Genomic DNA, 22,444 nt, shown 5'->3' with positions numbered 1-22,444 from the left:
CGCAGCGCTTAAACCTGCGCTAGGCTTTTATCTCCTGCACCGCATGCAGTATTCTTTTTACCGAGATCGGATAAGGCGTACCCAGTTGCTGTGCGTGCAGTGAAACTTTCAGCTCCTGCAGCATCCAATAAATCGCCTGCACCGGTTCGGGTAGTATTTTGCTACCGGCAAATTTACCTAACAACTTGTGATAGGCATCAAACGCTTTTTGATACTCGTGCATCAATAAACGATCACGTTGTGGGTCGACCGGCAATTTTTCCAACCGTTTTTGCATCGCCTGTAAATAGCGCAGCAAATCATCCAGCCTGTTTGCGCCGTGACTGCTGACAAAGCCTTTAAAAATCAGCTCATTCAGTTGCTGCTTAATATCACCCTGTGATTGGACATGGGCTAAATCGACCTTGCCTTTTAAACGTTTTTGAATGTCATGGCACAGGGTTAAAATTTGCTCGACTTTCAGCGCTATGGCCAGCACTGTATCACCAAGCTCAGAGCGCACTTTTTCCCGCAGCACCGTAAAATCCTGCTCATTCTGTGGCAGTTGCCCCTGATTAATCAGCACATCTACACCAGCAGCAATGCAGTCATCAATCAGCTCCAATACCCGGCCAAAGGGGTTAAAGTACAAGCCAAGCTTAGCTTTATTGGGTAAGGACTCCTGCAGGTACTTAACCGGTGACGGTATATTCAGCAGCAATAGGCGTCGCAGCCCTTGTTTAGTGGTATCTAGCGCCTGTTGCGGGTTATCCAGCAGTTTGATGGCTACTGAATCACGCTCGTCAACTAACGCCGGGAAGGCTTTAATTTCGTAACCGGCCTGCAATTTGACGTATTCACGCGGCAGCACACCAAAGCTCCATTGCGTAAGCTTATCCTGCTCTATGCCCTGCTCGGCTACCTGACTCAAGCTTTGTTGCACTTCCCCCTGCAGGCCTTGCTGCAACACACTTAACGAGCGGCTTTGCTGTAAGGTGGTGCCTTTATCATCCACCACTTTAAAGTTCATTTTTAAATGTGCCGGTATGCTGGCCAGATCCCAGGCATCTTCTGGTATGGTGACGCCAGACATCCGTTTTAACCGGTTACTGATGACATCAAGTAATTTGCCCTCGTCCGGGCTAATGGTTTGCATTAACGCATCAGCATAGTTGGGCGCCGGCACAAAGTTACGCCGGTATTGCTTAGGTAACGATTTAATCAGTGCCACCAGCAATTCGTGCCGCAGCGCCGGGATCAGCCAGTCAAAACCATTGTCGTCCAGTTGGTTTAACAGCGCCAGCGGTATGATGAGGCTTACGCCATCATCCACTTCGCCGGGGGCAAAGTGATATTCCAGTGGCAGGGTTAAATTGCCCTGACGCCAACTTTCAGGGAATTTATCGGCGGTAATATCACTGGCATCACGGTTAAACAGGCTACTTGGGTCAAAATTCAGGTAGCTGGCATCTTCGCTGCGTTTTTTCTTCCACCACTTGGCAAAATCAATACGATTATTCGCCCACTGCGGCACCCGCTCTGCGTAAAACGCCGCCAGCGTATCTTCATCGACCAGAATATCGCGCCGGCGGGACTTTTCTTCCAGTGCGGTAATATTGTCAATCAGCTGTTGATTATGCTGTAAAAACGCCTCTTTGCTACCGAGTTCCTGATTAACCAACGCCTCACGCACAAACAGCGTATGGCATACTGCCGGATCAATTTTGCTGTACAGCACAGCGCGTTTGGGCACGATCACCAGCCCGTATAAGCTTACCTGCTCGTAGGCAATGACAGCACCACGTTTTTTCTCCCAGTGTGGCTCACTGTAGCTGCGCGTAACCAAATGCTCTGCTAAAGGCTCTATCCACTCCGGCTCAATTTTGGCCAGAGTGCGGGCGTACAACTTACTGGTTTCAACCCATTCTGCTGCCGCCACCCACTTGGGTTTACGTTTAAACAGATGGCTGCCGGGGAACACATAAAACCGTGTTTGCCGTGGGCCTAAATAATCGGCCTCACTGTCTTTAAAGCCAACCTGGCCCAGCAAACCGCTCAGCACCGCCTGATGAATGGCTTGATAACCGGCAGGCTGGCTGGTTAAGCGGTAGCCTTGCTCTTGAATTAATTGCGTTAATTGGCCGGTTAAGTCCTGCCATTCGCGCACCCGCAGGTAGTTTAAAAACTCCTGCCGGCATAAACGACGAAACTGGTTATTGCTCAGCTGCTCTTGCTGCTCCTGCAAGTACTGCCAGAGTTTTAGCCAACTGGCAAAGTCAGAGTCCGGATCGGCAAAACGACTGTGACACTGATCGGCTTTTTGCTGCTTATCTAACGGCCGCTCGCGCGGGTCCTGAATGGATAACGCCGCTGCCAACACCAGCACATCAGCCAAACTGCCATTGTCTGCGGCAAACAACACCATGCGGGCCAGGCGCGGATCTATTGGCAAGCGCGCCAGCTTTTTGCCCAGTTCAGTGAGTTTCAAGCCGCTTTTATCGCGCTTAAGCGGTATGGCGCCAAGCTCTTCGAGCAATTTAATACCGTCGTTTATAAAGCGGCTATCCGGCTTTTGCAAAAACGGAAAAGCGGCAATATCGCCCAGTCCCAGTGCCAGCATTTGCATAATGACCGAGGCTAAGTTAGTGCGCAGGATTTCCGGATCGGTAAACTCTGGCCGGCTGTTAAAATCTTCTTCGCTGTACAAGCGAATACAGATACCGGCTGCCACCCGGCCACAACGGCCTTTACGCTGGTTGGCACTGGCCTGACTAATCGCTTCTATCGGCAGTTGCTGCACCTTTGAGCGATAACTGTAGCGTGATAACCGTGCAGTGCCGGGGTCAATAACATAACGAATGCCCGGTACCGTTAGCGACGTTTCGGCGACATTAGTTGCCAGTACGATGCGCCGGCCGGCATGGCTTTGGAAGATACGGTTTTGCTCAGCTGCACTTAAACGGGCATACAACGGCAGCACTTCGGTATGCGGCAACTTGAGTTTTTCCAGCGCATCGGCAGTGTCGCGTATTTCGCGTTCGCCGTTTAAAAAGATCAGAATATCACCCGCAGGCTCACGGTATAGCTCTTCTACCGCATCAAAAATGCCCTGCAGCTGATCGGCATCTTTATCGTCCTGCTCTGATACAGGCCGGTAACGGGTTTCAACCGGAAAAGTACGGCCGGACACTTCAATCACCGGCGCATTAAAAAAGTGCCGCGAAAAGCGCTGTGGATCGATGGTGGCCGAGGTAATAATCAGTTTTAAATCGGGCCGTTTTGGCAGTAGCTGCTTTAAATACCCCAGCAGAAAGTCGATATTCAAACTGCGCTCATGCGCTTCATCGATAATTAAAGTGTCATACTGGTTTAAAAACCTGTCCTGCTGAATTTCAGCCAGCAGGATACCGTCGGTCATCAGCTTGACAAAGGTATTATCACCGGTGTGATCGCCAAAGCGGATTTTATAACCCACCTGATTGCCCACCTGACATTGCAGCTCTTCGGCGATACGGTCACAGACACTACGCGCGGCTAAGCGCCGTGGTTGGGTATGGCCTATCATTCCGGCTACGCCACGACCTAACTCCAGGCAGATTTTCGGAATTTGCGTGGTTTTACCCGAGCCGGTTTCACCGGCAATGATCACGACCTGATTGGCAGCAATGGCAGCTTTTATATCCTCTTTTTTCTCAGATACCGGCAGTTGCGGCGGATAACTGACGTTAGGTAACCCTTGTGCCCGTTGCGCACGCAATGCCTCAGAGCGCTGGATATCGGCAGCGATACGCTGCAACTGGGTAGTTTTGGCATCATCGGCTAACGTTTTGCAATTGTGCAAGCGCCGGCGCAGGCGAAACTGGTCTTTTAACAGACAATGCGTAATACGGGAATGCAGTTCAGATACAGAGATAACAGCTTCAGACAAAACAACGCCCTCATTAACAGAGGGCGCCATGCTACCAAGAGCAACAGGTAAAGATCCAGCGTTAACGCTAACCTACTTTGCCGTAGTGCGAATGCAGCTCTTTATCTATCGCTCCCAGCACATCAGAGCGGGTAATAATACCGAGCAAATAACCATCATCATCTACTACCGGGTACAACTTGGGCTTGGCTTTAAGCATAATTTGCGCTAAATCGATAATACCGTCATAACCTTTTACCGTTAGCACCGCAGGGTTCATCACATCCGCTACTCTGGCGGCCTGCTGGTCGTGGTAAGTCGACATTAACATCCGTTGTAAGCAGTCCTGCTCGGAAAGAAAACCAATAATTTTTTTATGGTTATCAATAACAGGGCCACCGGTCTGGCGGCCTTTAATCAGCCGATCAACTGCCATCTCAACCGGCATGTCGGCGGTAAAGGTTACCGGATGCCGGTTCATATAATCTGCCACTTTGAGTAAATCCATGCTTCCCCCTGCACTGTCGTTCTGAGCTTAAGGCTCTTGTTAAGGTTAGCTGAATTTAGCCGCTTTGCTGCAAAATCAATGACTACTGGCAAAGATTTCGCTAAGCACTTCACCACCTTCGGTTTTGCGTGCACGATACATGCCTTCGGTGTTAAATACCCAGCTAAGCTGGCCTTTACTATCGACAACAATAACACCGCCATCACCACCGACAGCTTTTAACTCAGCTAACACCTCTGTTGCTGCAGCCTGAGCGGATTTTTGCTGATATTTAACGCGGGCACAGATATCACTGGCCACCTGGTAACGGATAAAAAACTCACCATGGCCGGTTGCTGACACCGCACATTGCTGATCAGCAAAATTACCCGCGCCGATTACCGGTGCATCACCAATACGGCCATAACGTTTGGCCGTCATACCGCCGGTTGAGGTGGCCGCCGCCAAATTGCCGTTGCGATCAATCGCTACCGCGCCAACGGTGCCCATTTTCCATGCCGGATCATAAGGCAATGCCGCCTGATGCGGCTGTGGTGCTATCGCTTGTTTGGCGCGCTTTAATGCCTCATAGCGAAATTCGGTATTAAAATAGTTGTTGTCAACCAGTTCCAGTTGCTGCTCTTTGGCAAACTGTTCAGCTCCCTTGCCTGCTAACATCACATGCACTGATTTTTCCATCACCGCCCGCGCTAACAGTATCGGATTCTTTACATTAGTAACACCGGCCACAGCCCCGGCGGCGCGGTTGCGGCCATCCATAATAGAGGCATCCAGTTCATGGCTTTCATCAAAGGTATAAACGGCACCTTTACCCGCATTAAATAACGGTGAGTCTTCCAGCACTGTAACGGCTGCGGTAACCGCATCTAAACTGTTACCGCCACGTTCCAGTACCTTGTACCCCTGGTTCACCGCATGTGCCAGCATGGCGTGATAAGCCTGCTCTTGCGCCGGGTTCATGCTATCACGGCTTATGGTGCCGGCACCGCCATGGATCACTATACCAATAGGCGCTTTCGCCAGCGCGGTAGCAGAAAAAACGCTTATTACAGCAGCAAATATTATTGTTTTCATCGTAAGTTCCTGTGCTGTTGGACACTTCTTTGTACTTGATCCACCACAAAATCACAACCGGCTGTCACATTCACGCATCGCCCCGACAACTCTGCGTGCTAAAAAAATGCTTATTCAAAGCTGTAGACTATATTTAATAAGTAGCAGTACCATTGAGGTTGATATGAAGTTAAGGCTGTTGGCATATGCTTTTCTAACCGTTATAACGCTCAGTGCATGTCAAACGATGCACCAGACTTCCGTGTCTACGCCTGAAGGTCTTCTACCCGACATCACTTTTAACGGCACCGTCCAACAACCTGAAACCCCCGAGCAAATTTTTGCATTGCCTGAACAAACTAAAGTTGAGTTAGCGCGCATCCTTACAAACACTCAATCTGTCGAAGAACGGACCAAGTCAGCACTTAAACTGATTTTTTCTTACGCCAAAGATGGATTATTGTATGACAATGCGGCAACCAAAACAGCGAGCGAAACGATTGCATCGGGTAAGGCTAATTGTTTAAGCCTGTCTATTCTCGCTTATAGCATGGCAAAAGAGCTTGGCATGAGCGCAACGTTTCAGGATATTCAAATTCCGGAATACTGGACAAGCGCTCTGAGTCAAACCTGGTTAAATGGACATATTAATGTCCGGTTGCAGCAACATCGGGTCTCGCGAGATTTTTCTGGCATGGTGATATTAGGCAGTGATTTTGTCGTTGATTTTGACCCCTACAGCCTTAAACAACAGTTTCCTGAACGTTCAATTGATACAGATACCGTAGTTGCGATGTTTTACAACAATAAAGCGGCACTGGCATTTGCCATAGACAATTATGCCGCGGCATATTCCTATTATAAAGCTGCGGCGAAAGTTGCACCGAACTATGCTGTAACCTGGTCTAACCTTGGTGTGCTATATCGGGTAAATGGCATGTACGATCTGGCAGAACTAAGCTATCAACACAGTTTGGCACTTAAACCGGATGCAACTAATACCCTGGCCAATTTAGCTGTGTTATACCGGCAAACCGGCAGGCCGACAGAGGCACAAAGGCTGGAGCAAACAGTCTTGGCCAAACGAAGCCGTAATCCATACTACTTCCTGATGCTCGGTAATGAAGCATTTAGTCATCATGACTATATTGATGCAATCGAAAAATATAAGAATGCCGTCTCGCTGGATAACAAAAACCATGAGGCCTATTTTGGGTTAGCCAGAACTTATTATGTGCTGAACGAAAATGAGCAAGCCGTAAAATATATGAAGAAAGCTCGCCGCAACGCGCCTTCAAATGAAGACCAGCAACGCTATGAACATAAGCTTTCTATTTTAAATCAATTGGCGAGGGTGCATTAATTAACAGACCTCGTGATGTCGCTGCTCTGGCAGCCCCATACTCAACACATAGGGCCGATCACTTTGCTGCGCGGTCACAAAATCTTGTTTGGATTTAAGCCCCTGCCAGCCAATTTGAATCAGGCTTTGTGCCACAGCGCCGCCCAGACTGGCCCCCGGGCCCAACAAAATAATATGCTCGGGCGCAAATTCTTTTACCGCCACTTGCAGCGCTTTACTAAAATCATAGGTCTGACATACCTGATGTTGCAGTGTATAACGCTGCAGCGCCGCTAAATCACTGCCAAAATTTGGCCAGACCTGGCCGCGCCCATCAATCATTGGCAGTTGTGGCTGGTTAAAGCGTGTTGCCGGCCAAAGCGCCAGAGCGTTATCTGATGCCGCCTGCATAAAGCGGGTATGAAAAGCAGCATGGCTCGGCAACAGCAGCGGAAAGCGATCATCGCAAGGGGGTAATGCTGCCATGGCGGCCTTTACCGCCGCTTCACTACCAGCCAGCACGGCATAGCCACCATAGACAATCGACATAAACAGATCGCCATGATGTTTAGTCAGTTGTTGCTGCACTAAAGCAGACCGCGTCGGATCCGGACACCAGTTTTCATCAATAACCGGATAAATAAACTGTGCACCGGCACCAGTGGCCGTTAACAGCGCCATGTCAGTAACTAACTGCATACCGCTATCCGCAGCCAATACCCCGGCGCAACCCAGCGCGGTATACCAGCCCATCGAATTGCCGGTTACCGCCACCACGTCAAACTGCTCAGGGTTAATACTGCGATAATCCACCATGCCGGCGGCAAATATCAGGGCGGCGGCATTTTCTGCTTTTAAATGCGTACTGCGGCTAAATAGGGTCTGGCTATCAAGTTCAGTGACTGTTGCTAAACCGGCATCAGCCCTTACTGCGTCAAACTGCGCCAGCAAAGCACGGTCTTTAGCATGTTGGCTGATGTAACCCAGCTCGGCTTTATTGTAAGTGCCCCGTCCCGGACACACCACCAACGCCGTCTTCTTCATAACATCACCTGTTCAGTTGAAACCGTTAGCAGGCTAAGTGCCTGTTGCACAATTTGCTGCTTCGATGGCAATACGGCATAAGCCGCCGCCCCTAACGGAATAAAGCTGTCTTCAGCGCACAACCGCGAAATGCTAAAATGCCCTGGTTTAGCCTCATGTAAGGCAGTAAACAGCTCTTCACTTAACGAGCCTCGACGGCGGCATTCATCGACAATCAGTACCTTGCGACACCCCCTAAGCGCTTTGACAATCAGTTCAGTGTGCAGCGGCACTAAGGTGCGTAAATCCAGCAGCCGGATCTGATAGCCCTGCGCTGCCAGCTCTTGCTCGGCCTGGCGGCTTAAGTAATAACCATTGCCGTAGCTGATAATGGCCAGCTCATCACCATTGCCATACACAGCCGGTTCACCAAGCTCTGGTAGCGGCGTATCGGGTGTAGGGTAATCGTGTAACCATAAGCCATCGCCTGCGGCTAAATCACGCGTCATATAAAGCGCTATCGGCTCCAGGAAAATAACCAGCCGTTTTTGCTGATGCGCAAGCGCAACGGCCTGACGCAATAACAAGGCCGCGTCATAACCGTTAGATGGACAAAACAGGATCACACCGGGAATATCGCGAAACACAGCAAAGGAGTTGTCATTATGAAAATGGCCGCCAAAGCCGCGCTGATAGGCCAGACCGGCAATACGGATCACCATCGCATTGTGATACTGGCCGTTAGAGAAAAACGGCAAGGTCGCTGCTTCGCCGCGAATTTGATCTTCAGCATTGTGCACATAGGCCAGAAACTGAATTTCCGGTATCGAAATAAAGCCCTGCTGCGACAGGCCTATCGCCATGCCGAGAATACTTTGCTCATCCAGCAGGGTATTAATCACCCTGTTACTGCCAAAAGCATGGACTAAGTGCTGGGTAACACCATAAACACCGCCCTTTTTGCCGACATCTTCGCCAAACACCACAGTATTTTTATATTGTGCCAGCACATCATGCAGTGCCCAGTTCAGTAATTTCGCCAGGTGTTGTTTTTTGCCGATGTTATGCTGATCAAAAGCAAACAGTTGCTGGCGTGCTTCAACATCCGGCAGCAGTGGTACCGGCACCGCAGCACGCTGTGGCGCGATAGACGCCATCACCTGCGCCGCCGTGGTCAGCTTGGGCTGGTTGCTGGCTACCGCAGCCACCCGGGCAATTTGCGCTACCAGCGCGTTTAACTGCGCCAACAACTGCTCTGCGGTAATGTCACCGCTGGCAAGCAGTGCTGCCGTGCTGCTAAGCAAGGGGTCCAGCTCCAGCTCGGCTTCAATTTGCGTTTTGGTGCGATACGCCACTTCCGCATCAGCGCCGGCATGGCCAAATAACCGTACGGTCGATAAATGCAATACCGCCGGTTTACGCTTGCTGCGCACATAGTCGGCCGCACGGCGGGCAACATGATAGGTTTGCGCTAAATCACGGCTGTCAGCGGCAAAGTATTTCAGCGCCGGTCTGTCGGCTAAATCCTGTTCTATCCAGCCGCTGGGCGTAGGCGTGGAAATACCCAGGCCATTATCTTCACAGACAAACAACACCGGCACCGGCACTTGCTGATAAGCGGCCCAGCAGGCAGAATTAATTGCCCCTTGTGCCGTAGAATGGTTGGCCGAGGCATCGCCAAAGCTGCACAGCACTATGGCATCGGCCGGCCACTGACCATCCAGCCCCAGCCGTTTAGCTAAATCGACCGCAAAAGCCGCCCCCACTGCTTTGGGTAACTGTGATGCTATAGTGCTGGTTTGCGGCGGTATGTTCAGCGCCAGACTGCCCAGCACTTTATGCCGGCCTCCGGAGATCGGGTCGTCGCTACTGGCACAAAACGACAGCAACATATCGTACAGCGGGGTACTGCCAGGCAGTTGCTTACTGCGCTCAATAAAAAAAGCACCACTGCGATAATGCAAAAACGCCGGATCAGTAAGCCTTAACGCCGCCGCCACAGCTGCATTGCCCTCATGCCCGGCGCTGCCGATGGTGTAAAAACTCTGGCCTTTGGCTTGCAGTAAGCGCGACTGCAAGTCCAGCAGCCGGCTGCACAGCTGACTATGCCATAGCTGGTAAAGCGTTGAAAAATCAATACTGTGACTGCTGCTATGCGCCGGCAGCTTGCCACTGCTTAACCGCGCCCGGTATTCATTAACCCAAGGATGTACGGCTTCTGACATTAGGCTGACTCCGTTGCTATTGCTGCTGATGTTGCTTAAAAGCGGCTGGCTGTTAACAAACGGCGCTCTAAGCGCCGCTAAACGCCTGTAAACCGGTTTGCGCCCGGCCTAAAATCAGCGCATGCACATCGTGGGTGCCCTCGTAGGTGTTGACCGCTTCCAGGTTCATCACATGGCGTATTACGTGGTATTCGTCAGCGATACCATTGCCGCCGTGCATATCACGGGCAAGCCGGGCAATATCCAGCGCCTTGCCACAAGAGTTACGCTTAATCAGCGAAATCGTCTCCGGCGCCAATAGATTTTGATCCATCAAACGCCCGGCCTGCAGACAAGACAGTAAGCCTATGCTGATCTCCGTTTGCATATCCGCTAATTTTTTCTGGATAAGCTGATTAGCCGCCAGCGGCCGGCCAAATTGCAGCCTGTCCAGCGTATACTGCCGTGCCGCATGCCAGCAAAACTCCGCCGCGCCCAGCGCGCCCCAGGCAATGCCGTAACGGGCTTTATTTAAGCAGCCAAACGGGCCTTTTAAGCCGCTGACATTCGGCAATAAGGCGTCTTCAGGTACCTCAACGTTATCCATTACAATTTCGCCGGTAATAGAGGCGCGCAGCGAAAATTTGCCTTCAATTTTTGGTGCCGATAAACCCTTCATGCCTTTTTCCAGCACAAAGCCGCGAATTTCACCGTCTAACTTAGCCCACACCACAAATACATCGGCAATCGGTGAATTGGTGATCCACATTTTGCTGCCGTTTAACACGTAACCGCTGGCGGTTTTCTTTGCGGTAGTGCGCATACCGGCCGGATCTGAACCGGCATCCGGCTCAGTTAAACCAAAGCAGCCCACCCACTCGCCGCTGGCCAGTTTAGGTAAATATTTCAGCCGCTGTGCTTCGCTGCCGTATTCATGAATAGGATGCATCACTAAGGATGACTGCACACTCATGGCGCTGCGATAACCGCTGTCTACCCGCTCTACTTCGCGTGCCACTAAGCCATAACAGACATAATTGACCGCCGAGCAACCGTATTTTTCCGGTAAGGTGGCCCCCAGCAGGCCAAGCTCGCCCAGCTCGTTCATAATTTCGCGATGAAAATGCTCTTCGCGGTTGGCCATTAACACCCGCGGCTGCAGCTTTTCCTGACAATACTGGTGAGCGGTATCGCGGATCATCCGTTCTTCCTCGCTTAGCATGTTGCTAAATGCAAAAGGGTCCTGCCAATCAAAATGTGCACGTGCCATAGCAAATTCCTCAATAAAACCAGCGAAATATTTTAGTTATCGCCAGATTAGCCTGCTTTAATGTACAGTTAAAATATAATAATTCTGTATCAGGTATAGTTTATAACTATGGATATTCGCCAACTAAGTTACTTCGTTGCCGTATATGAACAAGGCAGCGTCAGCGCTGCAGCGCGCCAATGCTGCGTTGCCCAGCCATCGCTGTCAGCGGCACTGCGCCAACTGGAGCAGGAACTGGGCGTCACCTTGTTTATCCGCCTGCCCAAAGGGGTAACTCCAACGGAGGATGGTGAAAAACTGTACGGCCACGCCGGGCGCTTACTCAGCCAGTTGCAATCGCTTAAAGCCTCCTTTACCGAGCCGGTGGCACGGGTAAAGTTCCGCTTGGGTCTGATCAGAGCTTTAGGTGTAGAGCGGATGAGCCAACTGTTACGAGAGTTCAGTAACAGCCTGCCTGGGTTAGAGCTGCATTTGGTCGAGCCGGATGAGCCATGTGATGCACGCATTATTACGCCGCAATTGCTCAAAGCCGGTGAAGCCTTTGCCCCCATATGGCATGACAACTACCTGCTGGCGCTGCCACCCGGCGCGCCCCTGAGTTTGCAACAACAGATAGCTTTAGAGGATTTTGAGCAGCTGCCGCTGATTAAACGTACGCCCTGTGACGCCTGGAATACCTTGTATCCGGAATTAGTGCGCCGGGGCATTAAAGCGGATATCCGCGCTGATATTCAAACCATTGAATATGCGCTGGGCTTAGTTTCTGCTGGTGTTGGCTGTGCTTTGGTGCCTAATTTTGATTCATTGCTGCAGCGTCAGGATATCGTATTACGCCCGGTAGCACAGCTAAGGCTGCAACGTGAAATTGGCCTGGCCTATGCAAAAAATCAGGATTCTGCGTCTCTGGCCATACTGCGGCAACTTTGCCAGCCAGCCCGATAATTATTACTCTTGGCGTACCCATTTAATCTCATCTTGATCTGACACAAAATACGCTGAGCGGCTAACGGTTATAGTCGCGGCTTTATTTTTCGTGTCAGGTGCGCTATGTCTGCAGTATCACAATTAAGCCATGATGATAACGATCCGATCGTTGCGGCTATTCTGGGTAAAAAGCCGGTGTGTTGCAGTGCCAGACAGAGTGTGCGTGATGCCTCAAGGCTGATGCGGCAATACGCTATCAGCTGTATTTTGATTACCGAAGATGACGGTACTGTATGTGGCATCTGGACAGCTGCCGATGCCCGTAAGCTGGATTTCAACCAACCGGATACGGCAGAGACACCACTTAGCCGGGTAATGAGCTCGCCGGTACGCAGTATTAGCGACACCACCAGGCTAAGCAGTGCCACCAGCACCATGTTGCAATACGGTATACGCCGCTTGCTGGTAACCGATAAACACAACCGCGCTGTAGGCCTGGTGACACAAACAGATATTATTCGCCAGCAAAAAATTGAATTTTATCTGCAATTTCGTGATGTTGGCTCTTGCCTGAACGTGGCGCCACTGCAACTGAGCGCTCAGTTATCTCTGGGCGACGCCGTAAAGCAAATGCAACAACAGGATGTCGATGCTGCTGTCGTGATCTTTGCTGACGGCAGTCAGGGCATTGTGACTGAGCATGATCTGATCCATTATCTGGCTCAGCAAAAAAATTGTCACACTGTCGGCGAGCTGGCCAGCCGGTCTGTACTCACGGTAGATAACACCACTACCTTGGTGCAGGCGGTAAAATTATTAACCGAGCACCAGCTAAGGCATATAGCGGTAAAACAAGGCTCGGCGCTGCAAGGCATTTTGTCCTTTACCGATATTCTGCGAAATGTTGAACACGCCTATGTGGATCAGCTGCGAACAGCCTTAGTTGCGCGCGACGCCGCGCTGCGTACCTCGGCAGATTATTTACGCTTAGCCCATAAAGTGATTGATGCCTCCCTGGACGGTATTATGATTACCGACAGCAAAGGCGTTATTCAGTCAGTTAACCCCAGCTTTAGCCAAATCACCGGCTACAGCCCTCATGAGGTTATCGGTCAGAGCCCACGGCTGCTTAGCTCGGGCCGGCATCAGGCTGAATTCTATCAGCAAATGTGGCGGGTATTGCTGCAGCAGGGGCGCTGGCAAGGTGAGATCTGGAACCGGCGTAAAAACGGCGATATTTATCCGCAGTGGTTAACCATTACCGCTATTCGCGACGAACAGCAGCAAATCAGTCAGTTTGCTGCCATTTTCAGTGATATCACCACGCGCAAGCAGCAAGAGCAGAAAATTCACCAGCTGGCGTATATTGATGAGCTTACCGGCCTAGCCAACCGGCGGATGTTTTTTGACCGCCTGCAGCTCAGCCTGGCCAATGCTCACCGCCATCAGCATAAGCTAGCGGTGATGTTTCTTGATCTGGATTTATTTAAGCGTATTAATGACACCCTGGGCCATTTGGCCGGCGATCAGGCGTTAAAAGAAGTTGCCAGGCGCATTTGTGCAACAGTACGCGAAGGTGAATCTGTCGCCAGGCTGGGCGGCGACGAGTTCACCATTTTATTGCCTGAACTGGATGAACACACCTCCCTAGCGCAACTGGCCAGACGCATCATTGCGCAGATTGAGCAACCGGTTAATTTGCTTGGCCAGGAATTTTTTCTTACCACCAGCATTGGTATCGCAATTTATCCACAAGATGGCGAAAGTGCCGAACAACTGGTAAAACACGCTGATGTGGCAATGTATCAGGCCAAAAGCAGTGGTCGTAACCAGTTTTGTTTTTACCAGGCCAGTGCCGGTCAGCAAAATGCCGATGAACTAAAACTAGAGCAGGCCCTGCGTGAAGCATTAAAACTACAGCAGTTGCAAGTGCATTATCAGCCAAAATTCGCCCTGGCCAGTAACCACATAGTAGGGTTTGAAGCGCTCGTACGGTGGCAGCACCCTCAGTTGGGCCAGGTCTCGCCTGCCCGTTTTATTCCACTGGCAGAGAAGCTGGGCTTAATTTCTGCGCTGGGGGAGCAAGTATTGCAGCAGGTATGCCAGCAGCAACAACAATGGCAGCATTTGGCACTGCCGGTGTCGGTCAATATCTCAGCCCTGCAACTGGCCGATACTGACTTTGTCTCGCGCTTGCAGCATATAGTGCAGCAAGCCGGCATAGCACCCGAGTTGCTTGAACTTGAACTTACCGAAAGCTGCTTAATTCCAGCGCAAGCCGAGCAAACGTTAGCCCAGCTTACCGCTTTAAAAGCGCTGGGGTTTAGCCTGTCAATTGACGATTTTGGCACCGGCTATTCGTCATTGTCTTATTTACGTCGGCTACCGCTGGATACCTTAAAAATTGACCAGAGTTTTGTCCGCGATTTACCCGGCAATACCGGAGCCTGCCAAATCGCCAGTGCTATTATTGCCATGGCCAAAGCGCTGGGCTTAAATGTGATAGCCGAAGGTATAGAAACCCCGCAACAACGGGGCTTTTTACTCAACGCAGGCTGCGATCAAGGGCAAGGTTATCTGGTATCTGCGCCGCTACCCGCTGCACAAATAACAGCTTTGTTAAGCCGCTAATCGCCTGGCTGTCATAGCGAAAACCGTGAGTATCCAAGCAGATGCTGCTACACTGGCGACATGTCTGCAGCGTCAACTTACGTATAAAAACACATGACTCAACACGCCAGTTTTTACTTTCACGACTATGAAACCTGGGGTGCCGATCCCAAACGCGACCGCCCGGCGCAGTTTGCCGGCATTCGCACCGACTTAGACCTTAATATTATCGGCGAGCCCGACGTCTGGTATTGCCAGCTGGCCAATGATTATCTGCCGCACCCGCAGGCGGCACTGATCACCGGCCTAACACCACAGCTGTGCAATAAAAAAGGCCTAAGCGAAACTGACTTTATGCAGCGCATTCTCTCACGCTTCAGTGCGCCAAACAGCTGTGTGCTGGGTTACAACAACCTGCGCTTTGACGATGAAGTGACCCGTTACAGCCTGTACCGCAACTTTTACGAACCCTACGGCCGCGAGTGGCAAAACGGCAACAGCCGCTGGGACTTAATCGACATGGTTCGCGCCTGCTATGCGCTGCGCCCGGACGGCATCAACTGGCCACTGCGCGAGGACGGCAGCCCCAGCTTTAAACTGGAAGAGTTAACCCGCGCGAACGGCTTAGCGCATGAAAACGCCCATGATGCGTTATCCGATGTGTATGCCACCATTGCTATGGCAAAACTGATCAAACAAAAGCAGCCGAAACTATTTGGTTATTTATTTGAACTACGTAAAAAAGCCAAAGTGGCCGAGCTGATTGATGTCGCAGGTATGACGCCGCTGGTGCACGTGTCGTCTAAATTTCCTGCTACCCAAGGCTGTGTTAGCTGGATAGTGCCGCTGGCGTTTCACCCAAGTAATAAAAACGCGTTGATTTGCTACAACTTACAGGCTGATCCGACACCGCTGCTGGAAGACGATATCGCCACCTTGCAGCAAAAGCTTTACACCAAAACAGCCGATCTGGCCGATGGCGAGCACAGGCTGGGTTTAAAGCTAATACATTTGAATAAATGCCCGGTATTGGCACCGGCAAAAACCTTAACTGAAGAGCGCGCCGCCCAGTTTGGTATTGACCGTACCCAATGCCTGAAACATCTGGATTTTTTACGCCAGCATCGTGCTACCCAGGCCAAAGTCATTGAATTGTATCAGCAGCTCAATGAGTTCCCAGCCGAAACCAACCCGGATTATCAGCTGTACAATGGTTTTATCAGCGATGGCGATAAACAAAAAATGGCGCGGCTGCATCAGCTCACACCGGAGCAGTTAGCGGTGGATGCGCCGGTATTTAGTGACGAACGCTTAAATAGCCTGCTGTTTTTATACCGTGCCCGTAATTACCCCTACAGCCTGACCGACAGCGAACAGCAAAAGTGGCAGCGCTATCGTACAGATAAACTCATGCACGGCCTTGATAACCCCAATTTAACTATGGAAGATTTTAGCCTGGCATTGGAAAATTTGGCGCATGAACATGCCAGTGATGAGCATAAGATGAAAATTCTTAAATCACTTTATCTGTATGTGCAGGGCTTATAACGCTATCCATCATGCTGCGCAAAGCGAAGCCGGTAACCCCGTTTGCGCAGCCACAGAGTGTCTGAGCCCTGCCGTAGGCATTAGGGCGAGTTGCTGTGGCGAGCACAACGGGTGTTAGCGGCTCAAGCTTTTAAACATCGCTATTGAATTTCGTTAGTAATAAGTGAATACTTAGCGCCATCTTGTCGGAGTGCCCAGCTGTTTGCAGCGGGCTGAGACCGTGAAAACGGGATCCGTTGAACCTGATCAGGCTAATACCTGCGAAGGGAAACAAGGGGAAATACAGCATTTAACCCAAGCCAAATCCGCCCGTCGGATTGACTGACTGTTATAACCTGCCCCCACTCCGGACAAGCAACCTCAACTTGTTAACCGGAGCTTGCTATGTCTGCTACACCTTTATCAAAACGTGATTTACGCGCCCATGCCCGAGCCTATATTCAGGCGCTGCAAGGCGAAACCTTTCCCGGCTCCAGCCGTCGTTACCTTGAATGCGGGCAAAGTGGCGTTAAAGTGCCGGTGCGCGACATCCACCTTAGCCCCAGCCGTTTAGCCGATGGCCGTGAGCTGCCTAATCCTTGCCTGCCGGTGTATGACACCTCAGGCCCTTATGGCGACCCCATGCAGCCGTTAGATGTGCTTAAAGGCTTGCCTAAATTACGGCTAAACTGGATTCACGCCCGCGGTGATGTAACACCCTCGCCTGAGTTACCGTTTGCAGATATTGCGCTGGACGAGCAAATAACCGAATTCGACCATCAGCCGCTTAAAGCTAAGCCTGGCAAAACAGTGACCCAATTGCACTATGCCCGTGCCGGTATTATTACACCGGAAATGCACTTTATTGCGCTGAGGGAAAACATGGCCGCAGCAGATGATGGCGTAAGACACCATAAGGGCGAAAGTTTTGGCGCTGCAATTCCTAAACAGATCACGGCAGAGTTTGTGCGGCAGGAAGTCGCAGCCGGACGGGCAATAATTCCGGCCAATATAAATCATCCGGAAGCTGAACCAATGATTATTGGCCGCAACTTTAAAGTAAAAGTAAATGCCAATATCGGTAACTCGTCCGTGACCTCAAGCATTGAAGAAGAAGTGGAAAAGCTGGTATGGGCCACCCGCTGGGGCGCCGATACGGTAATGGATCTGTCCACCGGCCGGCGTATTCATCAAACCCGTGATTGGATTTTACGTAACAGCCCGGTCCCCATTGGCACAGTGCCGATTTATCAGGCGCTGGAAAAAGTAAATGGCGATGTCAGCCGGCTGAACTGGCAGGTATTTTACAACACCCTGATAGAGCAAGCCGAACAAGGCGTAGATTACTTTACTATTCATGCCGGCGTACTAAAAGACTATGTCGCACTAACCGCCAATCGCGTTACTGGTATCGTTTCGCGTGGCGGCGCTATTATGGCGCAGTGGACCCGGTTATATAACCAGGAAAGCTTTTTATATCAGCACTTTGAGCAAATTTGCCAGCTTTGTGCGGCCTACGATATTTCACTCTCCTTAGGTGATGGCTTGCGCCCGGGCAGCATTGCCGACGCTAACGATGCGGCGCAGTTTGCCGAACTGCGCACCTTAGGCGAGCTGACCAAAATTGCCTGGCGCTATGATGTGCAGGTTATGATTGAAGGCCCTGGCCATGTGCCCATGCAGCTTATTCAAGAGAATATGACCGAGCAGTTAAAACACTGCCACGAAGCCCCGTTCTATACGCTTGGCCCATTAACTACGGATATTGCGCCGGGTTATGATCATATTACCTCTGGCATAGGTGCAGCGATGATTGGCTGGTTTGGCTGCGCCATGCTGTGTTATGTCACGCCAAAAGAGCATTTAGGCCTGCCAAATAAAGAAGATGTTAAACAAGGCCTTATTGCCTACAAAATTGCTGCCCATGCCGCAGATCTGGCCAAAGGCCATCCGGCGGCTCAGCTTAGGGACAATGCCCTATCCAAGGCGCGCTACGAGTTTCGCTGGCAGGATCAGTACAACCTGGCGCTGGACCCGTTTACCGCCAAAGCTTATCACGATGAAACGCTAAGCCATGAGGGTGCCGACAGCGAACCATTTTGCTCGATGTGCGGGCCAAAATTTTGCTCAATGCGGCTTAACCAGCAAATTCAGCAGGAAGAGGCATTAAATGATGCCTGAGTCGCTATCTGACAGCAAACCGATCGTCTGGACCATCGCCAGCTCCGACAGTGCTGGTGGCGCTGGCATTCAGGCCGACTTACTCACTTTCAATGCTTTGGGCTGCCATGGCTGCAGCATTATTGCGGCGGTGACAGCGCAAAACAGCACTGAGGTGGTCGGCTATGAAAGCATAAGTCCGGCGCTGTTTATTACGCAACTGAACTGCCTGTTGCAGGATATGCCGCCCAAGGCGATTAAAATCGGCCTTATTCCTGATGCAGAGCTATTGGTAAAGCTGGCGCTTTGGCTGGCACAACACAAAGCTGAGTATCAGTTTGTCGTTATCGCCGATCCGGTGCTCAGTAGCAGCACCGGCTACAACTTTGTCCGGCAAAGCACCCTGCAGATCTGGCGGCAACAGCTGCTGCCGCAGGTAGATTTACTCACGCCCAATCTGCCGGAACTGGCCTTGCTAAGTAATACGCCGCAACAAAGTAACGATCTGCAGGCCCGGCAACTGCTGCTCTTTGGTTGTCAGACTGTGCTGGTAAAAGGCGGCCACAGTGCAGAGTCCAATACCGTCACCGATCAGTTTATTGCGACAACTGGGCACTTTTGGCTGAAGCTGCCCCGGCTTAACACAGTACATAACCACGGCACAGGTTGCGTACTGTCCAGCGCCATAGCTGCAGCCTGCGCTCATGGCTATGCGCTTGCTGACAGCACTATTATCGGCAGGGCGTACCTGCAGCAGGCACTAAGCTGCAGCTACGCTACCGGTAAAGGTGCCGGTAGCTTACAGCACCACGGCTGGCCTGTTACACCCGGCTATTTCCCGCAGTTACAACAGGCAGCTGAAACAATAGATGACAACCTGAGCTTTGCCGGCATCACTGCACCTATTGGCTTTTATCCGGTGATTGACAGTGTAGCCTGGCTAAAACGTTTATTGCCGCTTGAGCCTGATGTTATCCAATTGCGCATCAAAAATGGAACCGCAGATGAAATTGAACAACAGATCGCCGAAGCTGTGCTGTTAAGCCGCGACTATAAACTAAGGCTGTTTATTAACGATCATTGGCAACTGGCCATTAAATATAGTGCTTACGGCGTGCATCTGGGACAGGAAGATTTAGCACAAGCTGATTTAGTCGCCATTGCAGCCGCCGGTCTACGCCTGGGAGTTTCTACCCATAGCTATAGCGAGCTACTGCGGGCCAGGCAGATTAAGCCATCTTATATCGCGCTGGGGCATGTATTTGCCACCCAAACCAAGCAAATGCCATCCCAACCTCAAGGGCTCACCCGCTTAAAACGTTATGCCGCCCTGTGCAACGACATTCCTACCGTGGCCATCGGCGGTATTAATGCTGAGCGACTGGATATGGTTCTGTCTTGCGGTGTAGCCGGTGTCGCTGTGGTGTCTGCCATAACGGCACAACAACAGCCTGAACAGGCTTTTTTAGCCCTTAAACAGCGTGTGGAGCAACACTATGCACATCAAATTTAATGACCAGTTGCTGCAACTCACTGCCAATTGCACCGTAGCAGAGTTGCTGATACAGCAGCAAATACAACCACAAGGGCTGGCAGTGGCAATAAATAATACTGTTATTGCAAAACAGCAATGGCCACAGCATCAGCTACGAGACAATGACTGTGTAAACCTATTTCACATCGTAACCGGGGGCTGAAAATGCTACGCATAGCAGATAAAACCTTTAACAGCCGTCTGCTACTTGGCAGCGGTAAATTTGCCAGCCCACAACTGATGCAACAAGCTGTAGCAGCCAGTAATTGCCAGCTGGTCACGTTAGCGTTAAAACGGCTTGAGCTTGATAAACCACAGGATGACTTACTATCGCCACTTAGAGCTATGAATGTTCAGCTACTGCCGAATACCTCAGGCGCGAAGAGCGCGAAAGAGGCTGTTTTTGCCGCAGAATTAGCACGTGAAGCCTTGCAAACGCCTTGGCTAAAGCTGGAGATTCATCCCGATCCTCGCTATTTAATGCCGGATCCTATCGAAACCTTACGGGCGGCAGAGCAACTGGTTAAATTAGGTTTTGTCGTACTGCCTTACTGCAGTGCCGACCCGGTACTGTGTAAACGGCTGCAACAAGTTGGCTGCGCTGCCGTGATGCCGCTTGGCGCTGCTATTGGCTCAAACCAAGGCTTACAAACCCGCGCTATGCTGGAGATTATTATCGAACAAGCCACAGTGCCGGTGATCATAGACGCCGGCCTTGGTGCCCCCTCGCATGCATCAGCGGCAATGGAGCTGGGCGCATCGGCTGTACTGGTAAATACAGCTATTGCCAGCAGTGACAACCCGGTAGCAATGGCGCACGCCTTTGCTCTGGCAGTTGAGGCCGGGCACAGTGCCTTTACAGCTGGCTTGGCGCATAACAGCAGCCAGGCGATCGCTTCCAGTCCTTTTACCGACTTTCTGGCGGCACTATGATAGCAGTAGCCGACATAACAACGTCCTGCGACGGTGGCTTTATTGCGCAGTGGCAGCATCAGAATTGGCAGCAGCTACAGCTGTATAGCCGTAGCTTTAGTGCCATACAGGTACAGCATGCGCTGCAAAAGCAGCAGCTTAATCTCAGTGATTTGCAAACCTTGCTCTCGCCAGCTGCGGCACCTTTTCTGCCGCAACTGGCAAATAAAGCGCAGTACTTAACCCGACAGCGCTTTGGCCGCACCGTTCAGTTATTTGCGCCACTTTACCTGTCCAACCTTTGCGCTAATGAATGCACTTACTGTGGCTTTTCGTTAAGTCAAAAAGTTAAACGTCGTACTCTTACAACCGCCGAGGTTGAGCAGGAGTGCCGCGCTATTAAAGCAATGGGGATTGATCAGGTACTGCTGGTCAGTGGTGAGCATGAACGTAAAGTGGGTATCGACTATTTCTGTAAGATCCTACCGGTTGTCAGACGTCACTTTAGCCAGGTACAACTGGAAGTTCAGCCGTTGAGTACTGATGAATACCGCCTCCTGAAACAGGCCGGCGTTGATGCGGTGATGCTGTATCAGGAAACCTACAACCAATTGGCTTATCAACAATATCATCTAAAAGGTAAAAAAAGTGATATTCACTGGCGCATAGATGCCCCGGATCGGGTCGGACGTGCAGGCATTGACAAAATTGGCCTGGGCATATTGCTGGGGCTGACCGATTGGCGCACCGATGCTATCTTACTGGCCCAGCATATCCGTTACCTGCAAAAGCATTATTGGCAGAGCCGTTTTAGTTTATCTGTGCCAAGGATCAGGCCATGTAGCGGTGGCGCTACTGTTGCTAACCCCATTAGCGATAAAGAACTGATCCAATTAATTTGCGCCTTTCGCCTATTTGCGCCAGAGCTGGAAATTAGCCTGTCGACTCGTGAGTCTGCACAGTTTCGCCAGCATGTGGTGCCACTGGCTATCAGCAGCATCAGCGCCGGCTCGAAAACCCAGCCAGGCGGTTACAGCGTCGAACCGGAAAACCTCGAGCAATTTAGTATTGATGATAACCGCTCACCGCAACAGGTAGCAGAGGCCTTGTTGCGGCAAGGCCTGCAACCTGTTTGGAAAGATTGGGAAAGCTTTTTAGGAAGATAAAACGCAAAAAGCCCGACTCTTACGAGGCGGGCTTTGCTTGAATGAGGAGGCTGCGGGGATGGCCATCCAGCGGTGAACTGCCTAGTGTGCTGACTTCGCATAGCGACAAAGGTGTTCCTGACACCTTTGGACGTTGCAACGCAACGGTCCGCAGGACGAAACACAGGAGGTGTTTCGCCATGCTACACGCGCAGCGCTGTAGCTGTTATGTAACGGTAGTGCGCCGCCAGGATGGCCTGCCCCGAGGCGCGTCAACGCAAAAAGGCCTACCGTTTAGGGTAGGCCTTTTGCTTGAATGAGGAGCCTGGCGGTGAACTACTCTCGC

15 protein-coding genes and 1 riboswitch are annotated in these 22,444 nt (G+C 51.1%); of the genes, 9 read left to right on the top strand and 6 right to left on the bottom strand.

Annotation, left to right across the window (positions count from 1 at the left end):
* Nucleotides 1-19 precede the first annotated feature (19 nt).
* The 3 genes from hrpA to EYB30_RS13235 all read right to left on the bottom strand — a co-directional run bounded on the left by hrpA (nt 20) and on the right by EYB30_RS13235 (nt 5,468).
* A complete protein-coding gene (gene hrpA / locus EYB30_RS13245) occupies nt 20-3,937 on the bottom strand; it encodes an ATP-dependent RNA helicase HrpA (protein WP_166839394.1) in 3,918 nt (1,305 codons plus the stop codon).
* Between the two features lie 37 nt (nt 3,938-3,974).
* The gene (locus EYB30_RS13240) at nt 3,975-4,394 is read right to left on the bottom strand and encodes a CBS domain-containing protein (RefSeq protein ID WP_166839393.1); all 420 of its coding nucleotides are present in this window, start codon (nt 4,392-4,394) and stop codon (nt 3,975-3,977) included.
* A gap of 75 nt (nt 4,395-4,469) precedes the next feature.
* Nucleotides 4,470-5,468: an isoaspartyl peptidase/L-asparaginase family protein gene (locus tag EYB30_RS13235; RefSeq protein ID WP_166839392.1), complete on the bottom strand. Its 999-nt coding sequence runs from the start codon at nt 5,466-5,468 to the stop codon at nt 4,470-4,472.
* Nucleotides 5,469-5,631: 163 nt separating this feature from the next.
* Between EYB30_RS13235 and EYB30_RS13230 the strand changes: the two genes are divergently transcribed.
* Nucleotides 5,632-6,810 carry a tetratricopeptide repeat protein gene (locus EYB30_RS13230; protein ID WP_166839391.1) on the top strand — a complete coding sequence of 393 codons (1,179 nt, stop codon included), beginning with the start codon at nt 5,632-5,634 and terminating at the stop codon, nt 6,808-6,810.
* Here EYB30_RS13230 and EYB30_RS13225 read toward each other — a convergent pair whose 3' ends face one another.
* The 3 genes from EYB30_RS13225 to EYB30_RS13215 all read right to left on the bottom strand — a co-directional run bounded on the left by EYB30_RS13225 (nt 6,811) and on the right by EYB30_RS13215 (nt 11,286).
* The gene (locus EYB30_RS13225) at nt 6,811-7,833 is read right to left on the bottom strand and encodes a malonyl CoA-ACP transacylase (RefSeq protein ID WP_166839390.1); all 1,023 of its coding nucleotides are present in this window, start codon (nt 7,831-7,833) and stop codon (nt 6,811-6,813) included.
* Nucleotides 7,830-10,037: a dehydrogenase E1 component subunit alpha/beta gene (locus EYB30_RS13220; protein WP_166839389.1), complete on the bottom strand. Its 2,208-nt coding sequence runs from the start codon at nt 10,035-10,037 to the stop codon at nt 7,830-7,832. The genes EYB30_RS13225 and EYB30_RS13220 overlap by 4 nt, the downstream gene beginning before the upstream one ends.
* 67 nt (nt 10,038-10,104) lie before the next feature.
* Nucleotides 10,105-11,286 carry an acyl-CoA dehydrogenase gene (locus EYB30_RS13215; RefSeq protein WP_166839388.1) on the bottom strand — a complete coding sequence of 394 codons (1,182 nt, stop codon included), beginning with the start codon at nt 11,284-11,286 and terminating at the stop codon, nt 10,105-10,107.
* A 108-nt stretch (nt 11,287-11,394) separates the two neighbouring features.
* Here EYB30_RS13215 and EYB30_RS13210 point away from each other — a divergent pair, with 108 nt between their 5' ends.
* From EYB30_RS13210 to thiH, 8 genes are all read left to right on the top strand, one after another.
* Entirely contained in the window at nt 11,395-12,228 is an 834-nt protein-coding gene (locus tag EYB30_RS13210) for a LysR family transcriptional regulator (protein WP_166839387.1), read from the top strand.
* Nucleotides 12,229-12,333: 105 nt separating this feature from the next.
* Nucleotides 12,334-14,841, top strand: a complete 2,508-nt coding sequence (locus EYB30_RS13205) for an EAL domain-containing protein (protein WP_166839386.1) — start codon at nt 12,334-12,336, stop codon at nt 14,839-14,841.
* Between the two features lie 93 nt (nt 14,842-14,934).
* The gene (gene sbcB, locus EYB30_RS13200) at nt 14,935-16,368 is read left to right on the top strand and encodes an exodeoxyribonuclease I (RefSeq protein ID WP_166839385.1); all 1,434 of its coding nucleotides are present in this window, start codon (nt 14,935-14,937) and stop codon (nt 16,366-16,368) included.
* A gap of 176 nt (nt 16,369-16,544) precedes the next feature.
* Nucleotides 16,545-16,655: riboswitch (TPP riboswitch) on the top strand.
* A gap of 97 nt (nt 16,656-16,752) precedes the next feature.
* Entirely contained in the window at nt 16,753-18,528 is a 1,776-nt protein-coding gene (thiC, locus tag EYB30_RS13195) for a phosphomethylpyrimidine synthase ThiC (protein ID WP_166839384.1), read from the top strand.
* Nucleotides 18,518-20,020 (top strand): thiamine phosphate synthase, encoded by a 1,503-nt coding sequence (thiE, locus tag EYB30_RS13190; protein ID WP_166839383.1) that lies wholly within the window; start codon nt 18,518-18,520, stop codon nt 20,018-20,020. Before thiC ends, thiE begins: the two co-directional genes overlap by 11 nt.
* A complete protein-coding gene (gene thiS / locus EYB30_RS13185) occupies nt 20,004-20,204 on the top strand; it encodes a sulfur carrier protein ThiS (RefSeq protein WP_166839382.1) in 201 nt (66 codons plus the stop codon). Before thiE ends, thiS begins: the two co-directional genes overlap by 17 nt.
* A 2-nt stretch (nt 20,205-20,206) precedes the next feature.
* The gene (locus EYB30_RS13180; protein WP_166839381.1) at nt 20,207-20,974 is read left to right on the top strand and encodes a thiazole synthase; all 768 of its coding nucleotides are present in this window, start codon (nt 20,207-20,209) and stop codon (nt 20,972-20,974) included.
* Nucleotides 20,971-22,119, top strand: coding sequence for a 2-iminoacetate synthase ThiH (gene thiH, locus EYB30_RS13175; RefSeq protein WP_166839380.1), 1,149 nt, complete (start codon nt 20,971-20,973; stop codon nt 22,117-22,119). Before EYB30_RS13180 ends, thiH begins: the two co-directional genes overlap by 4 nt.
* The last annotated feature ends 325 nt before the right edge of the window (nt 22,120-22,444 follow it).

Source organism: Rheinheimera pleomorphica (genome assembly GCF_011634895.1).
Lineage (GTDB): Bacteria > Pseudomonadota > Gammaproteobacteria > Enterobacterales > Alteromonadaceae > Alishewanella > Alishewanella pleomorphica.
Note: the sequence above shows the minus strand (reverse complement) of the source record. Positions and strands in the feature narration are given on the sequence as shown.

Bases quoted from the DNA above. Each gene is read 5' to 3' on its own strand.
- hrpA (WP_166839394.1), bottom strand. From the start codon at position 3,937: ATGGCGCCCTCTGTTAATGAGGGCGTTGTTTTGTCTGAAGCTGTTATC.
- EYB30_RS13240 (WP_166839393.1), bottom strand. From the start codon at position 4,394: ATGGATTTACTCAAAGTGGCAGATTATATGAACCGGCATCCGGTAACC.
- EYB30_RS13235 (WP_166839392.1), bottom strand. From the start codon at position 5,468: ATGAAAACAATAATATTTGCTGCTGTAATAAGCGTTTTTTCTGCTACC.
- EYB30_RS13230 (WP_166839391.1), top strand. From the start codon at position 5,632: ATGAAGTTAAGGCTGTTGGCATATGCTTTTCTAACCGTTATAACGCTC.
- EYB30_RS13225 (WP_166839390.1), bottom strand. From the start codon at position 7,833: ATGAAGAAGACGGCGTTGGTGGTGTGTCCGGGACGGGGCACTTACAAT.
- EYB30_RS13220 (WP_166839389.1), bottom strand. From the start codon at position 10,037: ATGTCAGAAGCCGTACATCCTTGGGTTAATGAATACCGGGCGCGGTTA.
- EYB30_RS13215 (WP_166839388.1), bottom strand. From the start codon at position 11,286: ATGGCACGTGCACATTTTGATTGGCAGGACCCTTTTGCATTTAGCAAC.
- EYB30_RS13210 (WP_166839387.1), top strand. From the start codon at position 11,395: ATGGATATTCGCCAACTAAGTTACTTCGTTGCCGTATATGAACAAGGC.
- EYB30_RS13205 (WP_166839386.1), top strand. From the start codon at position 12,334: ATGTCTGCAGTATCACAATTAAGCCATGATGATAACGATCCGATCGTT.
- sbcB (WP_166839385.1), top strand. From the start codon at position 14,935: ATGACTCAACACGCCAGTTTTTACTTTCACGACTATGAAACCTGGGGT.
- thiC (WP_166839384.1), top strand. From the start codon at position 16,753: ATGTCTGCTACACCTTTATCAAAACGTGATTTACGCGCCCATGCCCGA.
- thiE (WP_166839383.1), top strand. From the start codon at position 18,518: ATGATGCCTGAGTCGCTATCTGACAGCAAACCGATCGTCTGGACCATC.
- thiS (WP_166839382.1), top strand. From the start codon at position 20,004: ATGCACATCAAATTTAATGACCAGTTGCTGCAACTCACTGCCAATTGC.
- EYB30_RS13180 (WP_166839381.1), top strand. From the start codon at position 20,207: ATGCTACGCATAGCAGATAAAACCTTTAACAGCCGTCTGCTACTTGGC.
- thiH (WP_166839380.1), top strand. From the start codon at position 20,971: ATGATAGCAGTAGCCGACATAACAACGTCCTGCGACGGTGGCTTTATT.